Here is a 19,705-nt window from a genome sequence, read left to right as displayed (position 1 = left end):
CCCCGGCGCCGGGCGCCTCTTCGTCGGGCCCGAGATCAGTCACCGGCTCCGCAGCGTCATCGGGCCCGAGATCAGTCGCCGGCTCCTCGACCCGCGCCACAGCTCCGGCACCTTTCCGCGTCATCCCGATACCCCCGTAACCGGCACCGCGTTCAGCGCCTTCACCTTCCACCGACCGTCCGCGGAGCGGCTCAGCACCGCCTCGAGCCGCTTCCGGTCCGGCGACGCCGTCTTCGCACCCTTCGCCGTCGTGTCGACCCGCACCGTCGCGATGAGCTTCGCCGTACCCGCGCGGTCGTCGAGCGAGGTGACCGCCGCGTCCGTGACGACCCCGCGCGAGGACGCCCCGGTGGCCGGCGCCACCCGCCCGAGCTCCGTACGCAGCGGCCCGGTCGTCACCGCCTTCCACGCGCGCACCCCGGCCTTGGCCCGCGCCGAGGTCGAAGCGTCCAGCGTGGTCAGCGCGGCGACGGCCGAACGCCCGTCGGTCAGCGCGGCGTCCCGGGCCCGGCCGTACGCGAGGTCGTCGTCACCCGACGCCTGCGCGTACGACCAGGCCCCCGTCCCGCACAGCGCGAGCGCCGCGGCGAGCCCCGCTCCCGCCAGGATCCGCCTCACCTCCCGCTCCCCTCGGAGAGTCCCAGCAGCCCGGCCATCCCGGAGGATGCCGAGGTGCCGGCCCCGTCGCCCAGCGAAGGCAGCGACAGGGCACCCGGCCGTGCGGGGTCCGGCACGGCGCCACCGCGCGGGGCATGGGCCGAGCCGCGTACGTTCACGCCGCTCGACGCGGATGCCGTGCAGCCGGCGCCGGTATTGAGGGCGGGCGCCGGGCTCAGATCCGTACCGAGCCGGTACGTGGTGCCCGAGTAACCCGCCGTGCAGGGAAGGGGTTTGAAGAAGGTGACCGCCATGCCGAAGTTGACCTTCTTTCCGTCGACGGCCGTGGACCCGGCGGCGACGGCCGCGGGGAGCTTCACGAGCAGTTCCTCGGTGCCGCGCTGCCGGGTGACGGCGACCTCGGACGTGGTGAGGAGGTTGGCCATGACGACACCGACCTCCGGGTTCAGGTCGCGCAGCAGCTCGCTGATCCGGGTCGCGGCATCCGGCGCGGACATGACGAGGCGCCGCAGGTCCGCGTCGGAGCCCTTCAGCGTGGCCGCGAGGTCCTTGGCGCCGGACGCGAAGTCCTTGATGGCGCGGCCCTCTTCGGCCTGGGTGCGCAGGACGACCTGGCCGTCGTCGATGAGCTTCGTGGTCTGCGGCAGGGCCCGGTCGGCGGCCTGGACGAAGTCAGAGCCGTTGTCCATCAGCAGCTGAAGGTCCTCGCCGCGTCCTTCGAAGGCCTTGCCGAACTCGTCGACCACGGTGCGCAGGTCGTCGAGCGGCACGGAGGTCGTCAGGTCGTCGACGCTCGACAGGACGTCCGTCACCGGGCGCGGCACGGACGCCGCGCTGAGGTCGATCCGGGATCCGTCGGCGAGGTAGGGGCCGTCGTCGCGGTCGGGCCGCAGGTCGATGTACTGCTCGCCGACCGCGGACAGGTTCGCCACCACGGCCTGGGCGTCGTCGGGGATGTCGGGCGCCGACTTCTTGATGCGCAGTTCGGCCTCGACCCCGTCGTCGGTCAGCCCGATGGGTCCGACGCGTCCCACCGAAACACCCCGGTACGTGACGTCGGAGTGGGTGAACAGGCCGCCGGTGCGCGGGAGTTGCACCTTCACGGTGTAGTAGTCGGCGGCCCCGACGTAGCGGCCGAGGTCGGCGTAGCGGATGCCGAGGTAGCCGAGGACGAGGACAGCGATGAGGAGGAAGGCGAGGTTCTTGAGCCGGATGGCGAGGGTGATCACTGAGCGTCACCCCCACTCGCAGAAGCAGAAGCGGAAGCAGAAGCAGACGGGGACGCGGACGCGGACGAAGTCGTACTCGTCGCGGGCAGCGGCAACGGTGACGTACTGGCCGCGGACTTCCTGGACCTCTCCGACTGCGCCGTAGCCGTGTCCGTGGGCGCCGGACTGCCGTTGTCCTCCGTCAGCGGCGGAATCAGCTGGGTCCCCGGCGCGGCCGCCATGTTCAGATACGTGTTGAGGTAGTCGCCCTTGACGCCGCGCAGCACCTCGTCGGTGAACGGGTACGTGAGCAGCACCTGAAGCGAGTCCGGCAGGTCCTGCCCGGAGTCCGCGAGGGCCTTCAGGGTGGGGGCGAGGGCCTTCAGGTCGGCGACCATGTCGGCCTGGCTCCTGTCGAGGGTGTCGACGGCGACGTCCTTGAGCCGGTCGAGGGAGCGCAGCATCGTCATCAGTGAACCCCGTTGCTCCTCAAGGGTCTTGAGGCCGGGAGACAGGCCGGTCAGCACGGTGCCGACGTCCTCCTTGCGGTGCGCGAGCGTCGCCGAGAGCCGGTTGACGCCGTCGAGGGCGGCGGTGATGTCGCCCCGGTGGGTGTCGAGGTCGGTGACGAGGGTGTCGACGCGGCGCAGCGTGGAGCGGACCTCGGTCTCCCGGCCGCCGACGGCCTTGTTGAGTTCGGTGGTGATGGTCTTGAGCTGGTTGACGCCGCCGCCGTTCAGGAGCAGTGACAGGGCGCCGAAGACTTCCTCCACCTCGGTGTTGCGGCCGGTGCGGGAGACGGGGATGCGGTCGCCGGCGTTCAGCTGCCCGGTGCCGTTCTCCGGGGCGACGAGCTGGACGTACTTCTCGCCGAGGAGGCTGGACTGTTCGATGCGGGCGCCGGTCGTGGCGGGCAGGTGGACGTCGCCGTTGATGCGCAGGGTGACGCGGGCCGTCCAGCTGTTCCTTCCGGTCAGCCGGATCTTGGTGACGCGGCCCACGGACACGTCGTTCACCTTCACCGCGGACTGCGGGACGAGGCTCAGCACGTCCTTCATGTCGGCGGTGACGGTGTACGGGTGCGGGCCGAGGTCGGCGCCGCCGGGCAGGGGCAGTTCCTCCATGCCCCTGAACGACGGGCTGGGCAGCCGGATCACGCCGAGGGTCAGGAGGAAGGCGACGGTGATGGTGACGGCGCCGGTGAGGGCGCAGCCCATGCGCGCCTTCGGCCGCACTCCGGTCCCGCTCACCGCTCGCTCCCCGTCGCGGGCAGCGGCAGCAGCGGCCCGCCCATGCTCAGCTCGTTCAGGTCGGCGCGCCCGTCGAGGGTGCGCGTCTTCGGGTTGTACGCGTTGACGACGTTCCCGGCGGCGAGGGGTGCCACGTCCAACGCCTCGGCCAGGGAAGCTCGTTGGTCGACGAGGGCCTGGGTGACGGGGACGAGCTTGTCGATGTTGTCCTTCAGCTCGGCCCGGTGGTCGTTGATGAACTTCTTCACCTGGCCGAGCGCCGTGCCGAGTTCCTTCAGTGCGCCCGCGAGGTCGTCGCGGTTGTCGGCGAAGTAGCCGGTGACGTCGTCGAGGGTGTCCTGCGCGGTGCGCACCCCGGCGTCCTTCTCCTTCAGCATCGTGGTGAACGACTGGAGCTGGGCGAGGGTGGTGAACAGGTCGTCGCTGCTGCCGTTGAGGGTCTTCGCGGCCTTGCCGAACTGTTCGATGCTGTCGCCCATGGCGCTCCCGTTGCCCCTGAGGTTCTCGGCTCCGGTCTTCAGCAGCCCGGACAGCGCGCCCTTCTGGTTGGCGCCGCCGGGGCCGAGCGCCTTGCTGAGGTCGGTGATGGAGTCGTAGAGCTGGTCGACCTCGACGGGTGTCCGGTTGCGGGACGCGGGCAGCTTCGCCCCGTCCTTCAGCTCCGGCCCGGACTCGTAGGCGGGTGTGAGCTGGACGTACCGGTCGGCGACGACGCTCGGCGCGACGGCGACGGCCCGGGCGCCCGCGGGTACCTGGACCCCGTCGTCGACGTCGAGGGTGACGCGTACCCGGGTGCCCTCGGGGTGCACGTCGGCGACCCGGCCGACGCGTACGCCGAGGATGCGCAGGTCGGATCCGGCGTAGATGCCGACGGCCCGGTCGAAGTAGGCGGTGATGCGCATGCCGTCACGGCCGGTGGCGCTGACGCCGACGATGCCGGCGGCGATCAGCACGACGAGCGCGAGCCCGCCGATGAGCAGCCGCTTTCTGGTGGTCCCCACAGCCATGGCCATCACCGGCCGTCACCCCCCATTCCCGTACGTGCCGTTCTTCGGTGGTTTGCACGAGGTCTTCGGGAGCGAGGACTCGGGCAGGTAGGTGCGCGGGACGACGCCGCACAGGTAGCTGTCGAACCAGCGGCCGCTGCCGAGGGTGTTGCCGACGAGCCGGTAGTAGGGGCCGAGGAGGGCGAGGGTCTTGTCGAGCTTGCCCTTGTTCTCGGCGAGGACGGTGGTGACGCGGTCGAGGGCCTTGAGCGTGGGGCCGAGCTGCCGGTCGTTGTCCTCGACGAGTCCGCCGAGCTCCCTGCCGAGCGCCTCGCTGCCGCTGAGCAGTGCCTTGATGGCGGTGCGCCGCTTCTTCAGCTCGGTGAGCAGGGAGCCGCCGTCGTCGATGAGGAGCTCGAAGCTGGACTTCTTCGTCTGGAGCGTCTTCGTCAACTTCTTGCTTCCGGCGAGGAGTTCGGAGAGCTGCTCGTCGCGCGAGGAGACCGTCCTCGACAGCGCGGACAGGCCCTTCACGGCGGCCCGCACGTCGGGCGGCGAGTCCTTGAACGTCTCGGAGATCGTGTCGAAGCTGGCGGCGAGCTGCTTCGTGTCGATCTCGTCGATGGTCCCGCTGAGGTCCTCGAAGGCCTGGGTGACGTCGTACGGGGAGGTGGTGCGGGTCAGCGGGATGCGGGCGCCTGGGTCCTGGCGGCCGGTGCCGACCGGGTCGAGGGCCACGTACTTCTCGCCGAGGAGGGTCTTGATGGCGATGGCGGCGGTGGTGCGGTCGCCGATCCAGGTGTCGTCGTCCTTGATCTTGAAGGTGACCTTGACCTTGGCGCCGTCGAGTCCGACCCCGGTGACCTCGCCGACCTTCACGCCGGCGATCCGTACCTCGTCGCCGTCGCCGAGTCCGGCGGCCTCGCTGAAGTTGGCGGTGTAGGTGGTGCCGCCGCCGACGTAGGGCAGGCTGCTCGCGTTGAACGCGGCGAGCGCGAGCAGGCCGAGGACGACGAGCCCGACGACCGCCACGATGACGGGGTTGCGCTCCTGGACGGGCTTGAGCGCCCGCCGCTTCCGGGTCGTCACTGGCACCTCGCTTCGTTGACCGTGATGCCGGTGGGCGGCTTCGACCCGTCGGACATGGTGACCCCGCCGACCTTCGCCTGGCAGAGGTAGAGGTTGAACCAGGACCCGTACGAGGCGAGCCGGCTGAGCGCGGTGAGCTTGGCGGGCGTCTTGTCGAGGAAGTTCTGGATCTGCGGCGTTCCCTTGCCCAACTGATCGGAGAGGCGGCCGAGTTGCTGGATGTCGCTCTGCAGGGGCCCGCGCGCCTCCTTCAGGAATCCGGAGGTGACGGTGGTCAGGTCGCCCATGGCGGCGACGGCCTGGCCGAGGGGCTCGCGGTCGTCGTTGAAGCCGGAGACGAGTTCCTGGAGGGTGGTGACGAGGTCGTCGAACTGGCTCTCACGGTCGTTGATCGTCTTCAGTACGTCGGTGAGGTTGCCGATGACCTCGCCGATCACCTGGTCCTTGGCGGCGACGGTCTGGGTCAGCGAGCCGACGTGCTCGATGAGGCTGTCCACGGTGCCGCCCTCGCCCTGGAGCACCTTCACGATCGACCCGGCGAGCTCGTTGACGTCCCGCGGGGACAGGCCCTCGAAGAGCGGCTTGAATCCGTTGAACAGCAGGGTCAGGTCGAGGGCGGGTTCGGTGCGGGACAGCGGGATCGTGCCGCCGGGCGCGAGGTCGCCGACCGCCGTGCCGGTGCCGCGGTCCAGGGACACGTACCGCTGGCCGACCATGTTGAGGTACTTCACGGCGGCCGTGGTGGTGCCCGGCAGGTCGCGGTCCTTCTCGACGGTGAAGGTCACCTGGGCGGTGCGGCGGTCGACGACGCGTACGTCCGTGACCTCGCCGACCTTCACCCCGGAGATCCGCACGCCGTCGCCGTCGACGAGCCCGGTGACGTCGGTGAACAGCGCTTTGTAGGAGCGGGTTTCGGTGTTGACCCCGGAGTTGGCGATGCCCAGGCCGAGGACGGTGGTGGCGAGCGCGGTGACGACCAGGAAGATCAGGGACTTGGCCAGCGGTCCGGCGAGGGAACGCCGCTTCACATGCCCGAACTCGGTTTTCTCTGTGCTCACTTGAGCTTCACCTCCGTCCCCCGGTAGACGGGTCCGACGAGCAGGCTCGACCAGTCGGGCAGGTCGTCGGGCGAGGTCTTGGCGGCGGGCGCGACGAGCTCGTTCACCAGGTCGTTCTCCTGCGGCGAGTTGGCGGGCCCGAGGTCCTGCTCGGTGGCGGAGTCCGTCGTGGACAGCGCGGTGGCGGCCGGCGTGCGGGCCGACGCGCTGCCGAGGTAGGGCACGGAGTAGCAGTGCGGGGTGCCGCCGGAGGCGTAGGTAGGGGTGTCGCGTCCGGGCGTGTAACTGCCTCTGGAGGCGACGGTGGTGACGTCGACGTGGAGTCCCGGCTCGTCGGTGCCCTTGCCGAGCGCCTTGTCCATCCGCGGTACGAACTCGGCGAGCGTGCGCAGGGTGCACGGGAACGACGACGCGTACTTGGCGAGCAGTTCGAGCGTGGGCCGCGAGGTGGCGGAGAGCCGGATGATGTTGTCCTTGTTGGCGCGCAGGAACGCGTCCAGGTCCTCGGCGGCGCGGGTGGTGTCGCCGTAGGCGGCGGCGAGGTCGCTCTGCTTCTCGGCGATGGTGCCGCTGGTGGTGGTGAAGTCGGTGAGCGCGTCGATGATGCCGGGGGCGGCGTCGGCGTACACGTGCGACACCTTGACGAGCTGCTTCAGGTCCTCGTTGAGGGTGGGCAGGTTCGGGTTGAACTTCCGCAGGTGCGCGTCGAGTTGGGTGAGGGTGTCGCCGAGCTGGTTGCCCCGGCCCTCCAGGGCCTGCGAGACGGCGGACAGCGTCGCGGACAGTTTCTGCGGCTGTACGGCGGTCAGCATGGGCAGTACGTCGTCGAGGACCTGCTGCAGTTCGACGGCGTTGGCCGACCGGTCCTGCGGGATGGTCGCCCCGGCCGCCAGCATCCGCGTACCGGCCGTGGACGCGGTGGTGGTTCCGGTGTCGCCGGGCGGGACGAGTGCCACGTACCGCTCGCCGAACAGGGTCGTCGGCAGCATCTGGGCGCGTACGTCGTCGGGGATGCGGTCGAGGGCGCCGGGTTCGAGGGCGAGGACGAGCCGCGCCCCGGTCCGTGTCGGCTCGATCTTCCGTACTTCACCGAGGACGACGCCGCGCATCTTGACCTCGGCGCCGAGGTGCATCTCGTTGCCGACGCTGCCGGTCTCGACGGCGATCTCGTCGGAGTCGGTGAAGTCCTTGTTGTATACGGCGACCGCGAGCCAGATGAGGAGGACGGGCACGAGCAGGAAGGCGATGCCCGCGAGCCGTCGTCTGATGGTCTCCATCGGCGCTCACCCCGCCACTTTCACGGTCGTGGTGGCGCCCCACAGGGCCAGCGACAGGAAGAAGTCGGTGACGGAGATGAGGACGATGGCGTTGCGCACGGACCGCCCGACGGCGACGCCGACACCGGCAGGACCGCCGCTCGCCCGGAACCCGTAATAACAATGGGCGACGATCACCATCACACTGAAGATCAGCACTTTCAGCACCGACAGCAGGACGTCCGTCGGGGACAGGAAGAGGTTGAAGTAGTGGTCGTACGTGCCTTGCGACTGTCCGTTGAAGACGACGGTGACCAGGCGCGAGGCGAGGTAGGACGACAGCAGCCCGATCGCGTAGAGCGGGATGATGGCGACGACGCCGGCGATGATGCGGGTGGTGACGAGGTACGGCATCGACCGCACGCCCATCCCTTCCAGGGCGTCCACTTCCTCGTTGATGCGCATGGCGCCGAGCTGCGCGGTGAACCCGGCGCCGACGGTGGCGGAGAGCGCCAGCCCGGCGACCAGCGGGGCGATTTCGCGGGTGTTGAAGTACGCGGACACGAACCCGGTGAAGGCGGCGGTGCCGATCTGGTCGAGGGCGGCGTACCCCTGGAGCCCGACGACGGTGCCGGTGGCCGCCGTCATGGCGATCATCACGCCGATGGTGCCGCCGATGACGCCGAGCCCGCCGGACCCGAAGGCCACTTCGGCGAGCAGCCGCTGCACTTCCTTCGTGTACCGGGTGAGCGTGCGCGGTATCCACACCAACGCGCGTACGTAGAACAGGAGTTGGTCGCCACCACGGTCGAGCCAGACGAGGGGGGAGGTCATGACGGGCTCAGCCTCCCTTCGGCGGAACGATCTGGAGGTAGATGCCGGTCATCACCATGTTCACGAAGAAGAGCAGGATGAACGTGATGACGACGGACTGGTTGACGGCGTCGCCCACGCCCTTCGGCCCGCCGCGCGGATTGAGGCCGCGGTAGGCGGCGACGATCCCGGCGATGAACCCGAAGATGAGGGCTTTCAGCTCGCTGATGTAGAGGTCGGGGAGCTGGGCGAGCGCGGAGAAGCTCTGCAAGTAGGCGCCCGGGGTGCCGTGTTGCAGGATGACGTTGAAGAAGTAGCCGCCGAGGGTGCCGACGACGGACACCATGCCGTTGAGCAGCAGCGCGACGAACATGGTGGCGAGCACGCGCGGCACGACGAGCCGCTGCACGGGCGAGACCCCCATGACGGTCATGGCGTCGAGCTCTTCCCGGATCTTCCGTGACCCGAGGTCGGCACAGATGGCGGACCCGCCGGCGCCCGCGATGAGCAGGGCGACGATGAGCGGGCTGGCCTGCTGGATGACGGCGAGCACGCTGGCCCCACCGGTGAAGGACTGCGCCCCCAACTGCTGCGTCAGGCTTCCCACTTGCAGTGCGATGACGGCACCGAACGGGATCGACACCAGGGCGGCGGGCAGGATGGTGACACTGGCGATGAACCAGAACTGCTCGACGAACTCCCGGAACTGGAAGGGCCGTCGGAACACGGCCCGCCCGACGGCGACCGCTAGCGCGAAGAGCTGGCCGGTCTGGCGGAGAGGGGCAAGGAGCGGGTTCGGCGTCCGGGCGCCCGCGCGGTGCCGCTTGGCGGGCGGGGCGGGCGGTTCGCTCGGTGGCGGGGGCGGAGGCGGCGTGGGCCGCTGATCGAGGCTCATGAGCGCCCCGTAAGGGGCGCGGGGAACTGCGCGAGCAACCACAACGAAACGCGCACCCGGCACACCAGAGACGACGGCAGACGAGAAGCCGATCTCACAGCGCACCCCCGGCCCGGGGCAACACCGCGGTCGGCTCCAGCGCATCGGAGCCGTACGTCGCCCGAATCGCAGCAGCCGCCGACGCCGGCAAGGTGTCCAGCATCCCGAGCACCCGCGCTCGGCGCCGAGCGACAGCGGCGCGCTCCCCCAAGCCCGGAGAGGGCTGAAGCTGCGGCACCAACTCCCTCGGCACCGGAACCGCCCCACCGCCGGAGGCCTCAGCGGCCAGCGTCGCCGCGTCCTTCTCCTCCGACATCCCGATCGGCCCCGCCTTGCTGGCGGTGAGGAACTGCGCGACGACCGGCTCCCGGCTGGTCAGCAGAACCTCGCGCGGCCCGAAGGTCACGAGATTCCGGCGGAACAGCATCCCCATGTTGTCCGGCACGGTCGCCGCGATGTCGAGGTTGTGGGTGACGATGAGCATCGTGGCGTCGATCTGCGTGTTCAGGTCGATCAGCAACTGCGAGATGAAGGCGGTACGGACGGGGTCGAGCCCCGAGTCGGGTTCGTCGCACAGGATGATCTGCGGGTCGAGGACGAGGGCACGGGCGAGTCCGGCCCGCTTCCTCATGCCGCCGCTGATCTCACCGGGCAACTTCCCCTCGGCGCCCAGGAGTCCGACGACGTCGATCCGCTCCATGACGATGCGGCGGATCTCGGATTCCTTCTTCTTCGTGTGCTCGCGCAGCGGGAAGGCGATGTTGTCGAAGAGGTTCATCGAGCCGAACAGGGCGCCGTCCTGGAACATCAGGCCGAACAGCTTCCGGGCCTCCATGATGTCCCGCTCGGGACTGCGTGCCATGTCGACGCCGTCGACGAGGACGCGTCCCCGCTCGGGCTTGAGCAGACCGATCAGCGACTTCAGGAAGACGGTCTTGCCCGTGCCGGAGGGGCCGAGCATGACGCTCACCTCGCCGGCGGGCAGGGTGAGACTGACGTCCTGCCAGATCTGCTGCTTGCCGAAGGACTTGGTGAGCCCCTCGACCTTCACTTCGATTCCCATCGCTTCTCACCTTCAGCGAGCGAACTCGGCAGCGCACGGTAATTCGCTTCATACGTGCCGGACAAGATCTCGGAGCGGTCGCCCCGAATCTTCCTGAAAACTTGTCATCCGGTGACAAGAGACGAGTTCTCTCCTGTCGGGAGATGAGTGAAAACACTGAGTCCTGGAGGCTGCCGCGTAGTTCGTGGCGGGGCCGCACCTCACCGGGGGTGCGGTGAAAGATGGGGCCCCGCCACGGAGATGCCGGTCAGGAAGGAGGGTTCCGGCCGGCATCTCTTGCACCTCCTGGCCAACGGGGGGCGCCGACCAGGAGAGGAGGAACTTTTCCCGACGTTACGGCTCAGTAACCTTGCCTAGCAATACCGATTCGCCAATTTTCCGTGCCCCGTCCGATTCCGCCCCCGGATTTATCACCCGGCGACAAGACGGTCACTTGACCGCCGAGTGCCAGTACTGGGAGAAGACCTTGCCCTGGTTCGGTGCGGCGGCGCCCGGGTCGTTCAGGGTGCCCAGGTAGGTCGAGGTGTTGTTGAGCTTGACGCTGTTGACACCCGAGGCGGCCGGGAGGCCGGACTTGAGGTTGACGGCCCAGTTGAAGGCGCCGAGCCCGAGGGGGCCGCAGCCGCTGGCGCCGGGCGCCGCGAAGGTGAGGTCCTGCTGGGTCGAGCCGGTCAGCGCGAGGCGGCCGAACGGCCCCGTCTCGGCAGGCGTGCCGTTGGAGGTGGCGCTGTCCGCGGCGATGTTCGGCGCCGCCGCGTTCCCCGGGCGCAGGATGATCGGCGCGGACTTGGTGCCGATGTAGCAGTTGCTGCCGATGAGCGGGTTGCTGAGGTGGATGCGGACCGGGATCGAGATGATCGGCACCCCCTCGGAGACTCCGGCGAGCAGCTGGAAGTCGGAGGGGGTCCCCACGGATTCGACGGTCGCCACGATCCGGTTGGTCGTGCTGTTGGTGATCTGCCCGCAGACGGCGCTGACGACGGGTACGGAGCTGGGACACATCAGCCCGAGCAGGCCGCCGGGAAGGTCGGCGGGGTCGGCGATGAGCGCGCCGTCCGAGGGCGCGATCACCGAGTTGGTCCCGTCGGAGTGGGTCACGATGCCCACCTGGAGGTCGGTCTTGCCCGTCGGCACGACCGAGCTGCCGATCTTGATGACGCCGCTGGGCGAGCTGGACGAGATGCAGGTCGCCTGGTCGGTGATGCCGTCGGCGGCCAGCATGGCTGCGTTGTCGACCGGGCAGCGGTTGAACGGCGCCCAGTTCCCGTTCAGCTGGGTGCCGGCCGCGGAGGACGTACCGATGGAGGCGATCGTGGCCAGGGCGGCCGTCGCGCCGAGGACTGACATACGTCTGAGAGTGGCCATGCCGGTTTTCCCTTCTCGTAGGGGAATGCGAGCCCGGACGTTACTCACGGGAAACCTTTCGCACAATGGCCTTGCTGACAGTTCTTCCACTACTCGCGGGTTTATCGGTGAGTGAGCAATCGCGACTCGCGCCTGCTCACTGAGTGAGTACTTTCCGGAGCGAGCGGGAAACTCGTCACTCGCGGACAAGGAAAGTCACGCGACCTGTATCCGGAGAGACAAGAAAAACCGCGCATTCTGATCCTTCCGAGGAACCTCGCACTTATCCATTGCGACTTCCGGTTACCAGCTCGTAACGTCCGTCTCGAAGGCGACGCAGGCCGGCCGGTCTCGTTCCCCCTCCATTCACCCTCGATTACGCGGAGGAACCACTGTGCGCAGATTCGTCCGGAACACCGCTCTCGCCGCTGCCGCGCTCGGCTCGGCCGTCGGCCTCTCCATCTCCTCGGCCTCGGCGACGGCGCTGGCCACGTACACGGTCACGCCCGGTGGGGCGTTCACGGCCAACGCCACGAACCCGAAGATGACGGTGGGTGCCGCCACCCTCACCTGTGCGTCCTCACAGGCGAAGGGCACCCTGAAGTCCGGGTCCGGTCTGGCCGGGGCCCAGCTCGGCTCCATCACCAGCCTGACCTTCACCAACTGCACGGTCGCCGGCATCCCGTTCACGGTCTCCACCACCGCGTCGACCGGCGCGCCCTTCTACGTCAACGCCACGGGCACGACGGCGAACCACATCGACGGCAACATCAGCGGCATCAGCGCGACCATCACCGGTACGGGCTGCAACGCGACCTTCGCGGGCACCACGAACGGTTGGTACGAGAACACCACGAAGACCCTGCACGTGACGGGTGGCGGCTCCCTTGCCGCGCAGGCGGGCGCCAGCTGCCTCGGGCTGTTCACCGCGGGCTCGCCCGCCAACTACGTGGCGAACTACGTGATGACCGCCCAGCAGACGATCACCTCCCCGTGATCGCGTAGCACCGCTCAGCCCGCCGTCGAGCTCCCACTCGGCGGTGGGCGCGCACGCGTTTGCGGGGCCGGACCGGCATCGGGTGAGAGAACACGACTTCAGGAGGCAAGGACCGGATGAGAGCGATCGACAAGCGAACCGGGCCGCCTGCACGGCGGTCGGTACGGGTGGCATCGGTCGCCTCGGCCGCGCTGGTCGCCGGGCTGCTGTCCGGGTCCGGGTCGCGAGCCGATGAACAGCCGCCCTCCGCCGTGGAGTTGGCCTACGAGTGCGGCCTGCCCGCGACGGCGGGCACGGACGGAACGGCGGTGGCGAAGCTGGCCGCCACCGTGAAGGTGAGCACCCAGTTGCCGACGACGGCTGTCACGGGGCAGCCGATCCAGGCGGGCCCCGTCCAGGTGGAGGCCGTGCTGCCGCGTGCCGGACTCGCCGACCTTCTCCCCGCCGGGGGCGACCTGACGAGCGAGGCGACCCTCGGCGTCGAGGTCCGGCAGAACGGGGAGAAGGCGGATGCGACCTGGTCCGGGCTGAGCGGTCGGGCCACCATGCCCTCCGACGGCACAGACCTGGTTCTGCCGCACACGGGAGACGTGTCCTCGATCACCGTCGATTCGCCCGGCGACATCGAGTTGGTGGCCGGTGATCTCGCCCTGACGGTGACACCTTCGACCGGCACGGCGGTCGCCGTCACCTGCTCGCCGGCCAAGGACACCGACCCGCTGATGGCCCGCGTGGCCGTCCCGGGAGGAGCCGAGACGGAGCCGGGCGGATCGCCGTCCTCGTCGACGGAGCCCGGCGAGGGAAAACACGGGTCCCGCGACGGACTCACCGTCACTCCCAAGGAACAGCCGAAGGCGGCGGACGTCACCTGCGGGGAACGGCCCACCGGGGAACCGGACCTCAGCCAGCTGCCACCACCACCGGCACCTCCGGAGGTGAACCATTCACCGGGCTTTGGCGGGTGCGCCTACGCTGCGGGGCTGGCCACGGTCCGCAAGCAGAACGGATCGATGATCATCAACGATCCGTCCAGAACACCGGCGCTCATGAACATCAGCGGCGGCATCCGCGGCTCCAACGCGACCAACCCGAACGGAAACTTCTGGAACAGCATCGACTCCATCGGAAGACTCACCCTTCCGGACTCCGAGTCGACCTTCCTCGCCTTCGGCTTCACCCCGGTCTCCGCGAAGGTCGGGTTCGACACCGGACTCGTCAGCATCTCCACCGGCAACACGGACGGTATCTCCGGCGCCTACGCCGTCATCACCTTCTTCCAGACCATCCATATCCGGTCCGCAAAGGTGAACGGCACACCCCTTGCCGTCGGGAGCAACTGTCGCACCAAGGAGCCCTTCCGGGTCACCCTGCGCGGCTCCATCAACGATGACGGCACCGGCTCGTACACGCACGTCCTGTTCGGCGGTCTCCTCACCGGCAAGGTCACGATCCCGGCCTTCACCGGCTGCGGGACGGGCGGGGAGAACCTCAGCCCTCTGTTCACCGCCTCCATCAGCGGCCCGGACAACTTGATCGCCATGAACCAGGCACCGGTCTGCGCTCCCGAGTACAGCCTCGGCTGCCCGCCGGTGATGGCCACCCTCCCCCCGACCAAGCTCCCGTGACCACCTCACCGGCCCATCACTTCTCAGCCACATCTCCCACACCGCGATCAATCCCTGCGCAACAGATGTACAACGCACAGTAGTTGTTCTAATTTTCATTAGCCCCATTGGTACGCACCTGGCGGGCGGGACAGCGCAGCCCTGCGCCGGTCCGCCCGACCCCCACCCGGCGCCCGCACGAGGGAGGACGCGGCCATGTCCCTGCCTGCGCACACGACGGATGTCGAGGAACCCCCGGTACCGCTGCCCCGGGAGTTCGCCCGCATCATGCGTCCCGAACTCCCCGGCCTGCTCAAGGAGATCAAGGTCGAGGTCACGCGCGCGTTCCCGGAGTACGCCGCGCTGCTGAGCGGACCGAACGAGACGGCCATCCGGCAGGGCGTCGAGCAGAGCCTGAACGCCTTCGTGGACCGCGTCGCCGACCCCAACGCCTCCACCGCGACCCGCGACGAACTGCTCCGCACGTTCGGCAGAGTTGAGGCGTACGAGGGCCGGGACCTGGCCACCCTCCAGGGCGCCTACCGGCTCGGCGCCCGGGTCGCCCTGCGCCGCGCGAAGGACCTGGGCCGCCGCTTCGACCTCTCCCCCACCCTCCTGCTGACCTTCGCCGAGGCCGTCTTCGCCTACATCGGCGAGCTCGAAGCCCTCTCCCACGAGGGGTACATGGAGGTGCAGTCGAAGGCGGGCGCGGCGGGAGAGGTGCTGCGAAGACGGTTACTGCACCTGCTGCTCGCGGGCACTCCGCTGACGCACACCACCATCAACAGCCTGTGTGAGCAGGCGGGTTGGCCTCTTCCGGCCGAAGTGACCATGATCGCCTTACGGACGCCGGCCGAGCACCTCCAGGCGGGTCTGGCCATCGATGTCCTCGCGGATCTCGGCGCACCGCAGCCGCACCTCCTGATTCCCGGCCCGCTCACCCCGGAACGCCGCGCCATGCTGACGGCCACCGCCCCCGGCAGCTCGTACGCCATCGGTCTGACCGTGCCCACCGAGCAGGCCGCCGACTCGCTGCGCTGGGCCCGCCGGGTGCTTCAGTTCGCCGACGATGACATCGTTGCCGATTCCCAAGTCCTCGACTGCGCCGATCACTTGGTGACGCTCTGGCTGCTCGCCGACCCCGCGCTGGTCAAGGAGATCGCCGCGCGGGAGCTGGCCCCGCTCGACAAGGCCTCGGGTTCCCGCCGCGCCCGCCTCGTGGAGACCCTGCACGCCTGGCTGACCACGCGCGGCACCGCGGACCAGGTCGGCGAGGTCCTCGGCGTGCACGCCCAGACGGTCCGCTACCGCCTGCGCAACCTCGACGCCCACTTCGGCGACCGCCTGGACGACCCGGCCCACCGCTTCGCCATGGAGGCGGCGCTACGGGCGCTGCACCTCAACGACTCCTAAAGCGCCGGGGAGTTCACGCACCCCGCGACGAACCGTCCGAACGCCTCCGGGGTGAACGTGAGACTCGGACCGGCCGGGTTCTTCGAGTCGCGGACGGCGACGGCGGTGCAGGGGGTTCCGGCGATCTCTACGCAGTCGCCGCCCTGGTCGCTGCTGTAGCTGGACTTGCCCCAGGCGAGCGCTCCGAGCGGCGCGCACTCCACGCACTCGCCGCCCTGATCGCTGCTGTAGCTCGACTTACGCCACTGGATGCTCGCCATAGTGTTCCTCCATCACGCGCCGGATCAGCTGAGCCGAGTCCGCGATGGACAAGGCGGCCGCCTGCAAGTGATCGTAACGGAGCGAACAGTTCTTGACCGTGGTCGGGTTGGCGGTCGGATGCCCTTGCCCATAGCCCTCGGTGTAGACGATGGGCGGGTCGCTCGGGAAGCGGTAGAGGTTGTACGGCCCTGTCATACCCGCATGCGCACCCGCGCTGAACGGCAGCACCTGCACATTCACGTAAGGATGCGCCTCGTAGGCCAACAGGTGCGCGAGTTGGCCCCGCATCACTTCCGGTCCGGCGCCGATCTCCTGTCGTAGCGCGGTCTCGCCGAGGATCACCCACAGGACCGGCGGCTCGTCCTTCTCCAGGATCCGCTGACGCGCGAGCCGCACCTCCGTGCGGTCGTCGAGGTTCTCTCGGTCCATCACGCCGAGCACCGCACGCGCGTAGGCCCGCGTCTGCAACAGGCCGTGCACCATGTGCGTCTGGAACGTACAGATCTCCTCGGCCCGCGCCTCCAGCTCCGCAACCTGCTGGAACCACAAGGGCAGTTGGGACCGCAGCACGAGGCCGACGAGCCGCGACAGCAACCCGTCCGTCCCCAGCGCGGCATCGCACCGCTCGCTGAACTCGGGGGTCGGCAGCTTCCTGGCGGTCTCGATCTGCCCCACCAGCGAGCCGGTGTAATTGACGATCTGCCCGAGCTGCTTCTGCGTCAGGCCCGCGGCCTCGCGATGGCGCCGCAGCTCAAAGCCGTAGTAATCGAGCGGCGACGCGCTCGGGTCGAGGACGTTGATGTGGACCACGCAAGCCCCCTCAACTCGGCCCACCCGCGGGCCCGTTGTATTCGGTCGATTGCACAGCGTAGTCACGGCTCGTCACGCTCGTACCGTGAACGAGCAAATCGAGCAGCACCACATCTACTCGCTGAGCCTCACCGTCGGCACCCACTCGGCCCGTCATGTGCGCCGCATCATCCACCGGCTGTGCGGCGACTGGTCGGTGCCTCAGGAGCTGGCCGACGACATGGCGCTCGGCGTCACGGAACTGCTGTCCAACGTCGTACGGCACGTACCCGGCGCCCGCGCCGAGGTGCGGCTGCACCATGACACGGAGGCCGGGTACGTACGCGCGGAGGTGACCGACGACGGGCCGCAACTAGCGGACGGCACACGGGAGTTGTCGGACCCGTACGCCGAGCACGGCCGGGGCCTCGCCATCGTCGCGGCGGTGGCGACCAAGTGGGGCGTTCAGCCCTTGGCGGTCGGCAAGATGGTCTGGTTCGAGTGCGCACCCGGGGACTCGCCGTCCGGCTCCGCCTGAGCGGCGGCGGCCGTCACCGTCCGGACCCGGGGGCCCTGGAGCGCGTACGTGAGGAAGAAGCCGATGCCGACGACGGTCGCGCCGCCCACCGCGTCGAGGATCCAGTGGTTGCCGGTCGCGACGATCGCGGAGACCGTGCACAGCGGGTGGATGAGGCCGAGGGCCTTGACCCACTTGCGGCGGGCGAGGACCACGATCACGATGCCGCACCACAGGGACCAGCCGAAGTGCAGGGACGGCATCGCCGCGTACTGGTTGGTGAGCTGGGTCAGGGTGCCGTAGTTCGGCTTCGAGAAGTCCTGGGCGCCGTGGACGGTGTCGATGAAGCCGAGGCCCGGCATGAGGCGCGGCGGCGCGAGCGGGTACGCCCAGAAACCGATGAGGGCGAGCAGCGTCGCGAAGCCGAGGGCCGAGCGGGCCCAGCGGTAGTCGGCGGGGCGGCGGACGTACATGTAGGCGAGCAGGCTGAGCGGGACCACGAAGTGGAACGACGTGTAGTAGAAGTTGAAGAAGTCCTTGAGCCAGGTGGCGTGCTGGACGACGGCGTGGTTGACCCAGTGCTCGATGTCGAGGTGCAGGAACTTCTCGATCGAGTGGACCTGGTGGCCGTGCGCCTCGGCGGTGGCCCGGCCGCCGGAGATCGTGCCGCCGGTCGCCGCGAGCCGCACCTGCTGGTACGCGGAGTAGCCGACGCGGATGAGGAGCAGTTCGAGGATCAGGTTCGGCCGCGCCACGACCCGGCGCCAGACCGGGACCAGCGGCACCCACGTCCAGCGGGCGGGCACCGGCGCCGCGTAGTCCGTCGGGAGCGGGGTGCGGAACAGGGGCGAGGTGCGGGAGAGGAAGGGGACGGCGCACGCGGCGGCGAGCGCGGCGATGAGCACGATGTTGTCCCGGACCGGCTCCAGGAACGTCATGTTCGGCAGCATCATCTTCGACGGCAGCGTCAGCGCGAGGACGACGAGCACCGGCCACATGTACCGGTCGGAGGCCCGCTTGCCGACCTGCCCGACGACCGCGAGCAGTACCCACAGCAGCTGGTGCTGCCACGTCGTCGGGGAGACGGCGACCGCCACGCAGCCGGTGATCGCGACGGCGAGCAGCAGTTGCCCGTCGCGCGCGTACCTGACCGCGCGGCGCAGGCCGAGCGCCGCGACGGTGACGGAGAGCAGCGCGAACAGGGCGATCTCCAGCGGCCCCTCGATGCCGAAGCGGAGCAGCATGCCGTGCAGCGACTGGTTGGCGTTGGCCGCCGGGTTGGTGGCGAGCCCCGCGCCCGCCAGGTGGTGCACCCAGTACGTCCACGCGTCGTGCGGCATCGCGGCCCAGGCGAGGCCGGTCGCGGCGGCGAAGGTGACGCCCGAGGAGACGGCGGCGCGTCTGCGGCCCGTGAACCAGAGGAGCGGCGCGAACAGCAGGACCGTCGGCTGGAGGGCGGCGGCCACGCCGATGAGGACGCCGGACGCCTTCTCCCCGCGCACGGTGAAGCAGCCGAGCAGGACGAGGAGCACCGGGATGATGCTGGTCTGGCCGGTGGTGAACGCGTCGCGCACCGGCAGCGACAGCATCAGCAGACTGATCGCGACGGGCGCGGCCAGCAGCGACGTACGGCGGGACACGGGCTGCGGCAGGGCGCGCGCGGCGACCAGGCCGAGGACCACGACGAGGGCGAGCGAGCCGAACGTCCAGCCCCAGCCGAGGGCCTGCTCGGCGGCGCGGGAGAGCGGCTTGAGGACGAGGCCGGCGAACGGGGTGCCGGTGAACCGGTCGGGCGCGTCGTACAGGGAGCCCTTGACGTGCAACACCCCCTGGGGCCCGATCCAGGTCTCCAGATCGGCGAGGCGCTCACCCCGCGGGGTGCTCAGGACCGCGACGAGCTGGCGCACCGCGAGCACGGCGGCGACCAGCCACAGCCCCGCGCGCGCGGCGCTCATCCGCCCGGTCACCGCTCCCGCGGATCCCGACACCGGCCCCCTGTGCTCCACATTCGCCACGCGCCGCCCGCCGTCCCGTCTTCCCCGTGGTCGTCATCGCCGTCATCGTTCTTCTTCATCGTCTTCGTCGGAGCTGCACACCGCCTCCTCGGTGTGAGACGCAGGCAACCCCTGCTTCACCTGCTTGTCCCTCCGGATTTGACCGGAAGATGCCGTTGAGGGCGGCGGTGAGAACAGTGGCCCGGACCACTTCGTTGCATGTTGCACGGGTCCGGTTCCGCGACATAGATCACAGGTTTGCCCGATCGGGGCGCTTGTGACGATGTGCGTTTTGCCTGGCCGGAGACGGTTTAAGCGCGCAGCGTAGCCGATTGGGCACGCTGCGCGATGATCGAGGCGCCCCCTATGGTCGCTTTCGGCCGTTCCGCTGACGCGTGAGCGGCCTTGCCGTTGCCCCCCACGAAAGGCAGGCGAGCGAGACCTTGTCGAGCGCCGCTTCCATCGCACCCAGTACCAGCAGGCCCCACGTCTCCGCGCGGGGCCGCACCTC

18 protein-coding genes are annotated in these 19,705 nt (G+C 69.4%); 4 read left to right on the top strand and 14 right to left on the bottom strand.

Features of this window, described 5'->3' with window-relative positions; genetic code table 11:
* Positions 1 to 120: 120 nt before the first annotated feature.
* From B072_RS0113410 to B072_RS0113360, 11 genes are all read right to left on the bottom strand, one after another.
* The gene (locus tag B072_RS0113410; protein WP_018530465.1) at positions 121 to 618 is read right to left on the bottom strand and encodes a hypothetical protein; all 498 of its coding nucleotides are present in this window, start codon (positions 616 to 618) and stop codon (positions 121 to 123) included.
* On the bottom strand, positions 615 to 1,847 hold the full coding sequence (locus B072_RS0113405) for an MCE family protein (RefSeq protein ID WP_018530464.1): 1,233 nt from the start codon (positions 1,845 to 1,847) through the stop codon (positions 615 to 617). Before B072_RS0113405 ends, B072_RS0113410 begins: the two co-directional genes overlap by 4 nt.
* Positions 1,844 to 3,076, bottom strand: coding sequence for an MCE family protein (locus B072_RS0113400; protein ID WP_018530463.1), 1,233 nt, complete (start codon positions 3,074 to 3,076; stop codon positions 1,844 to 1,846). Before B072_RS0113400 ends, B072_RS0113405 begins: the two co-directional genes overlap by 4 nt.
* Complete coding sequence (locus tag B072_RS0113395) at positions 3,073 to 4,089, bottom strand: MCE family protein (protein WP_018530462.1); 1,017 nt, start codon at positions 4,087 to 4,089, stop codon at positions 3,073 to 3,075. Before B072_RS0113395 ends, B072_RS0113400 begins: the two co-directional genes overlap by 4 nt.
* Positions 4,090 to 4,098: 9 nt before the next feature.
* Complete coding sequence (locus B072_RS0113390; protein WP_018530461.1) at positions 4,099 to 5,151, bottom strand: MCE family protein; 1,053 nt, start codon at positions 5,149 to 5,151, stop codon at positions 4,099 to 4,101.
* Entirely contained in the window at positions 5,148 to 6,209 is a 1,062-nt protein-coding gene (locus tag B072_RS0113385; protein ID WP_026245777.1) for an MCE family protein, read from the bottom strand. Before B072_RS0113385 ends, B072_RS0113390 begins: the two co-directional genes overlap by 4 nt.
* Positions 6,206 to 7,486 carry an MCE family protein gene (locus B072_RS0113380; protein WP_018530459.1) on the bottom strand — a complete coding sequence of 427 codons (1,281 nt, stop codon included), beginning with the start codon at positions 7,484 to 7,486 and terminating at the stop codon, positions 6,206 to 6,208. The genes B072_RS0113385 and B072_RS0113380 overlap by 4 nt, the downstream gene beginning before the upstream one ends.
* 6 nt (positions 7,487 to 7,492) lie before the next feature.
* Positions 7,493 to 8,299 carry an MlaE family ABC transporter permease gene (locus tag B072_RS0113375; RefSeq protein WP_018530458.1) on the bottom strand — a complete coding sequence of 269 codons (807 nt, stop codon included), beginning with the start codon at positions 8,297 to 8,299 and terminating at the stop codon, positions 7,493 to 7,495.
* 7 nt (positions 8,300 to 8,306) lie between these two features.
* A complete protein-coding gene (locus tag B072_RS0113370) occupies positions 8,307 to 9,173 on the bottom strand; it encodes an MlaE family ABC transporter permease (RefSeq protein ID WP_026245776.1) in 867 nt (288 codons plus the stop codon).
* Positions 9,174 to 9,267: 94 nt separating this feature from the next.
* Positions 9,268 to 10,275, bottom strand: coding sequence for an ABC transporter ATP-binding protein (locus B072_RS0113365; protein WP_018530456.1), 1,008 nt, complete (start codon positions 10,273 to 10,275; stop codon positions 9,268 to 9,270).
* 429 nt (positions 10,276 to 10,704) lie between these two features.
* Positions 10,705 to 11,622, bottom strand: a complete 918-nt coding sequence (locus tag B072_RS0113360) for a hypothetical protein (protein WP_018530455.1) — start codon at positions 11,620 to 11,622, stop codon at positions 10,705 to 10,707.
* Between the two features lie 391 nt (positions 11,623 to 12,013).
* On the opposite strand from B072_RS0113360, the gene B072_RS0113355 reads away from it, so the two are divergent.
* From B072_RS0113355 to B072_RS0113345, 3 genes are all read left to right on the top strand, one after another.
* Positions 12,014 to 12,616, top strand: coding sequence for a hypothetical protein (locus B072_RS0113355; protein ID WP_018530454.1), 603 nt, complete (start codon positions 12,014 to 12,016; stop codon positions 12,614 to 12,616).
* A gap of 116 nt (positions 12,617 to 12,732) precedes the next feature.
* Positions 12,733 to 14,241: a DUF6801 domain-containing protein gene (locus B072_RS0113350; protein WP_026245775.1), complete on the top strand. Its 1,509-nt coding sequence runs from the start codon at positions 12,733 to 12,735 to the stop codon at positions 14,239 to 14,241.
* A 195-nt stretch (positions 14,242 to 14,436) separates the two neighbouring features.
* Positions 14,437 to 15,633, top strand: coding sequence for a helix-turn-helix domain-containing protein (locus B072_RS0113345; protein WP_018530452.1), 1,197 nt, complete (start codon positions 14,437 to 14,439; stop codon positions 15,631 to 15,633).
* Here B072_RS0113345 and B072_RS0113340 read toward each other — a convergent pair.
* Positions 15,630 to 15,893, bottom strand: coding sequence for a DUF397 domain-containing protein (locus tag B072_RS0113340; protein WP_018530451.1), 264 nt, complete (start codon positions 15,891 to 15,893; stop codon positions 15,630 to 15,632). The two genes, B072_RS0113345 and B072_RS0113340, sit on opposite strands and share 4 nt — an antisense overlap.
* The gene (locus tag B072_RS0113335; RefSeq protein ID WP_018530450.1) at positions 15,871 to 16,704 is read right to left on the bottom strand and encodes a helix-turn-helix domain-containing protein; all 834 of its coding nucleotides are present in this window, start codon (positions 16,702 to 16,704) and stop codon (positions 15,871 to 15,873) included. The genes B072_RS0113340 and B072_RS0113335 overlap by 23 nt, the downstream gene beginning before the upstream one ends.
* An 85-nt stretch (positions 16,705 to 16,789) precedes the next feature.
* On the opposite strand from B072_RS0113335, the gene B072_RS0113330 reads away from it, so the two are divergent.
* A complete protein-coding gene (locus tag B072_RS0113330; RefSeq protein ID WP_018530449.1) occupies positions 16,790 to 17,221 on the top strand; it encodes an ATP-binding protein in 432 nt (143 codons plus the stop codon).
* Here the strand turns inward: B072_RS0113330 and B072_RS43140 are convergent.
* Positions 17,149 to 19,155: a bifunctional glycosyltransferase 87/phosphatase PAP2 family protein gene (locus B072_RS43140; protein WP_018530448.1), complete on the bottom strand. Its 2,007-nt coding sequence runs from the start codon at positions 19,153 to 19,155 to the stop codon at positions 17,149 to 17,151. The genes B072_RS0113330 and B072_RS43140 overlap by 73 nt on opposite strands.
* Between the last annotated feature and the right edge of the window lie 550 nt (positions 19,156 to 19,705).

Source organism: Streptomyces sp. HmicA12 (assembly GCF_000373565.1).
In the GTDB taxonomy this organism is placed as follows: Bacteria; Actinomycetota; Actinomycetes; order Streptomycetales; family Streptomycetaceae; genus Streptomyces.
This window is presented reverse-complemented; position numbering and strand designations above follow the sequence as displayed.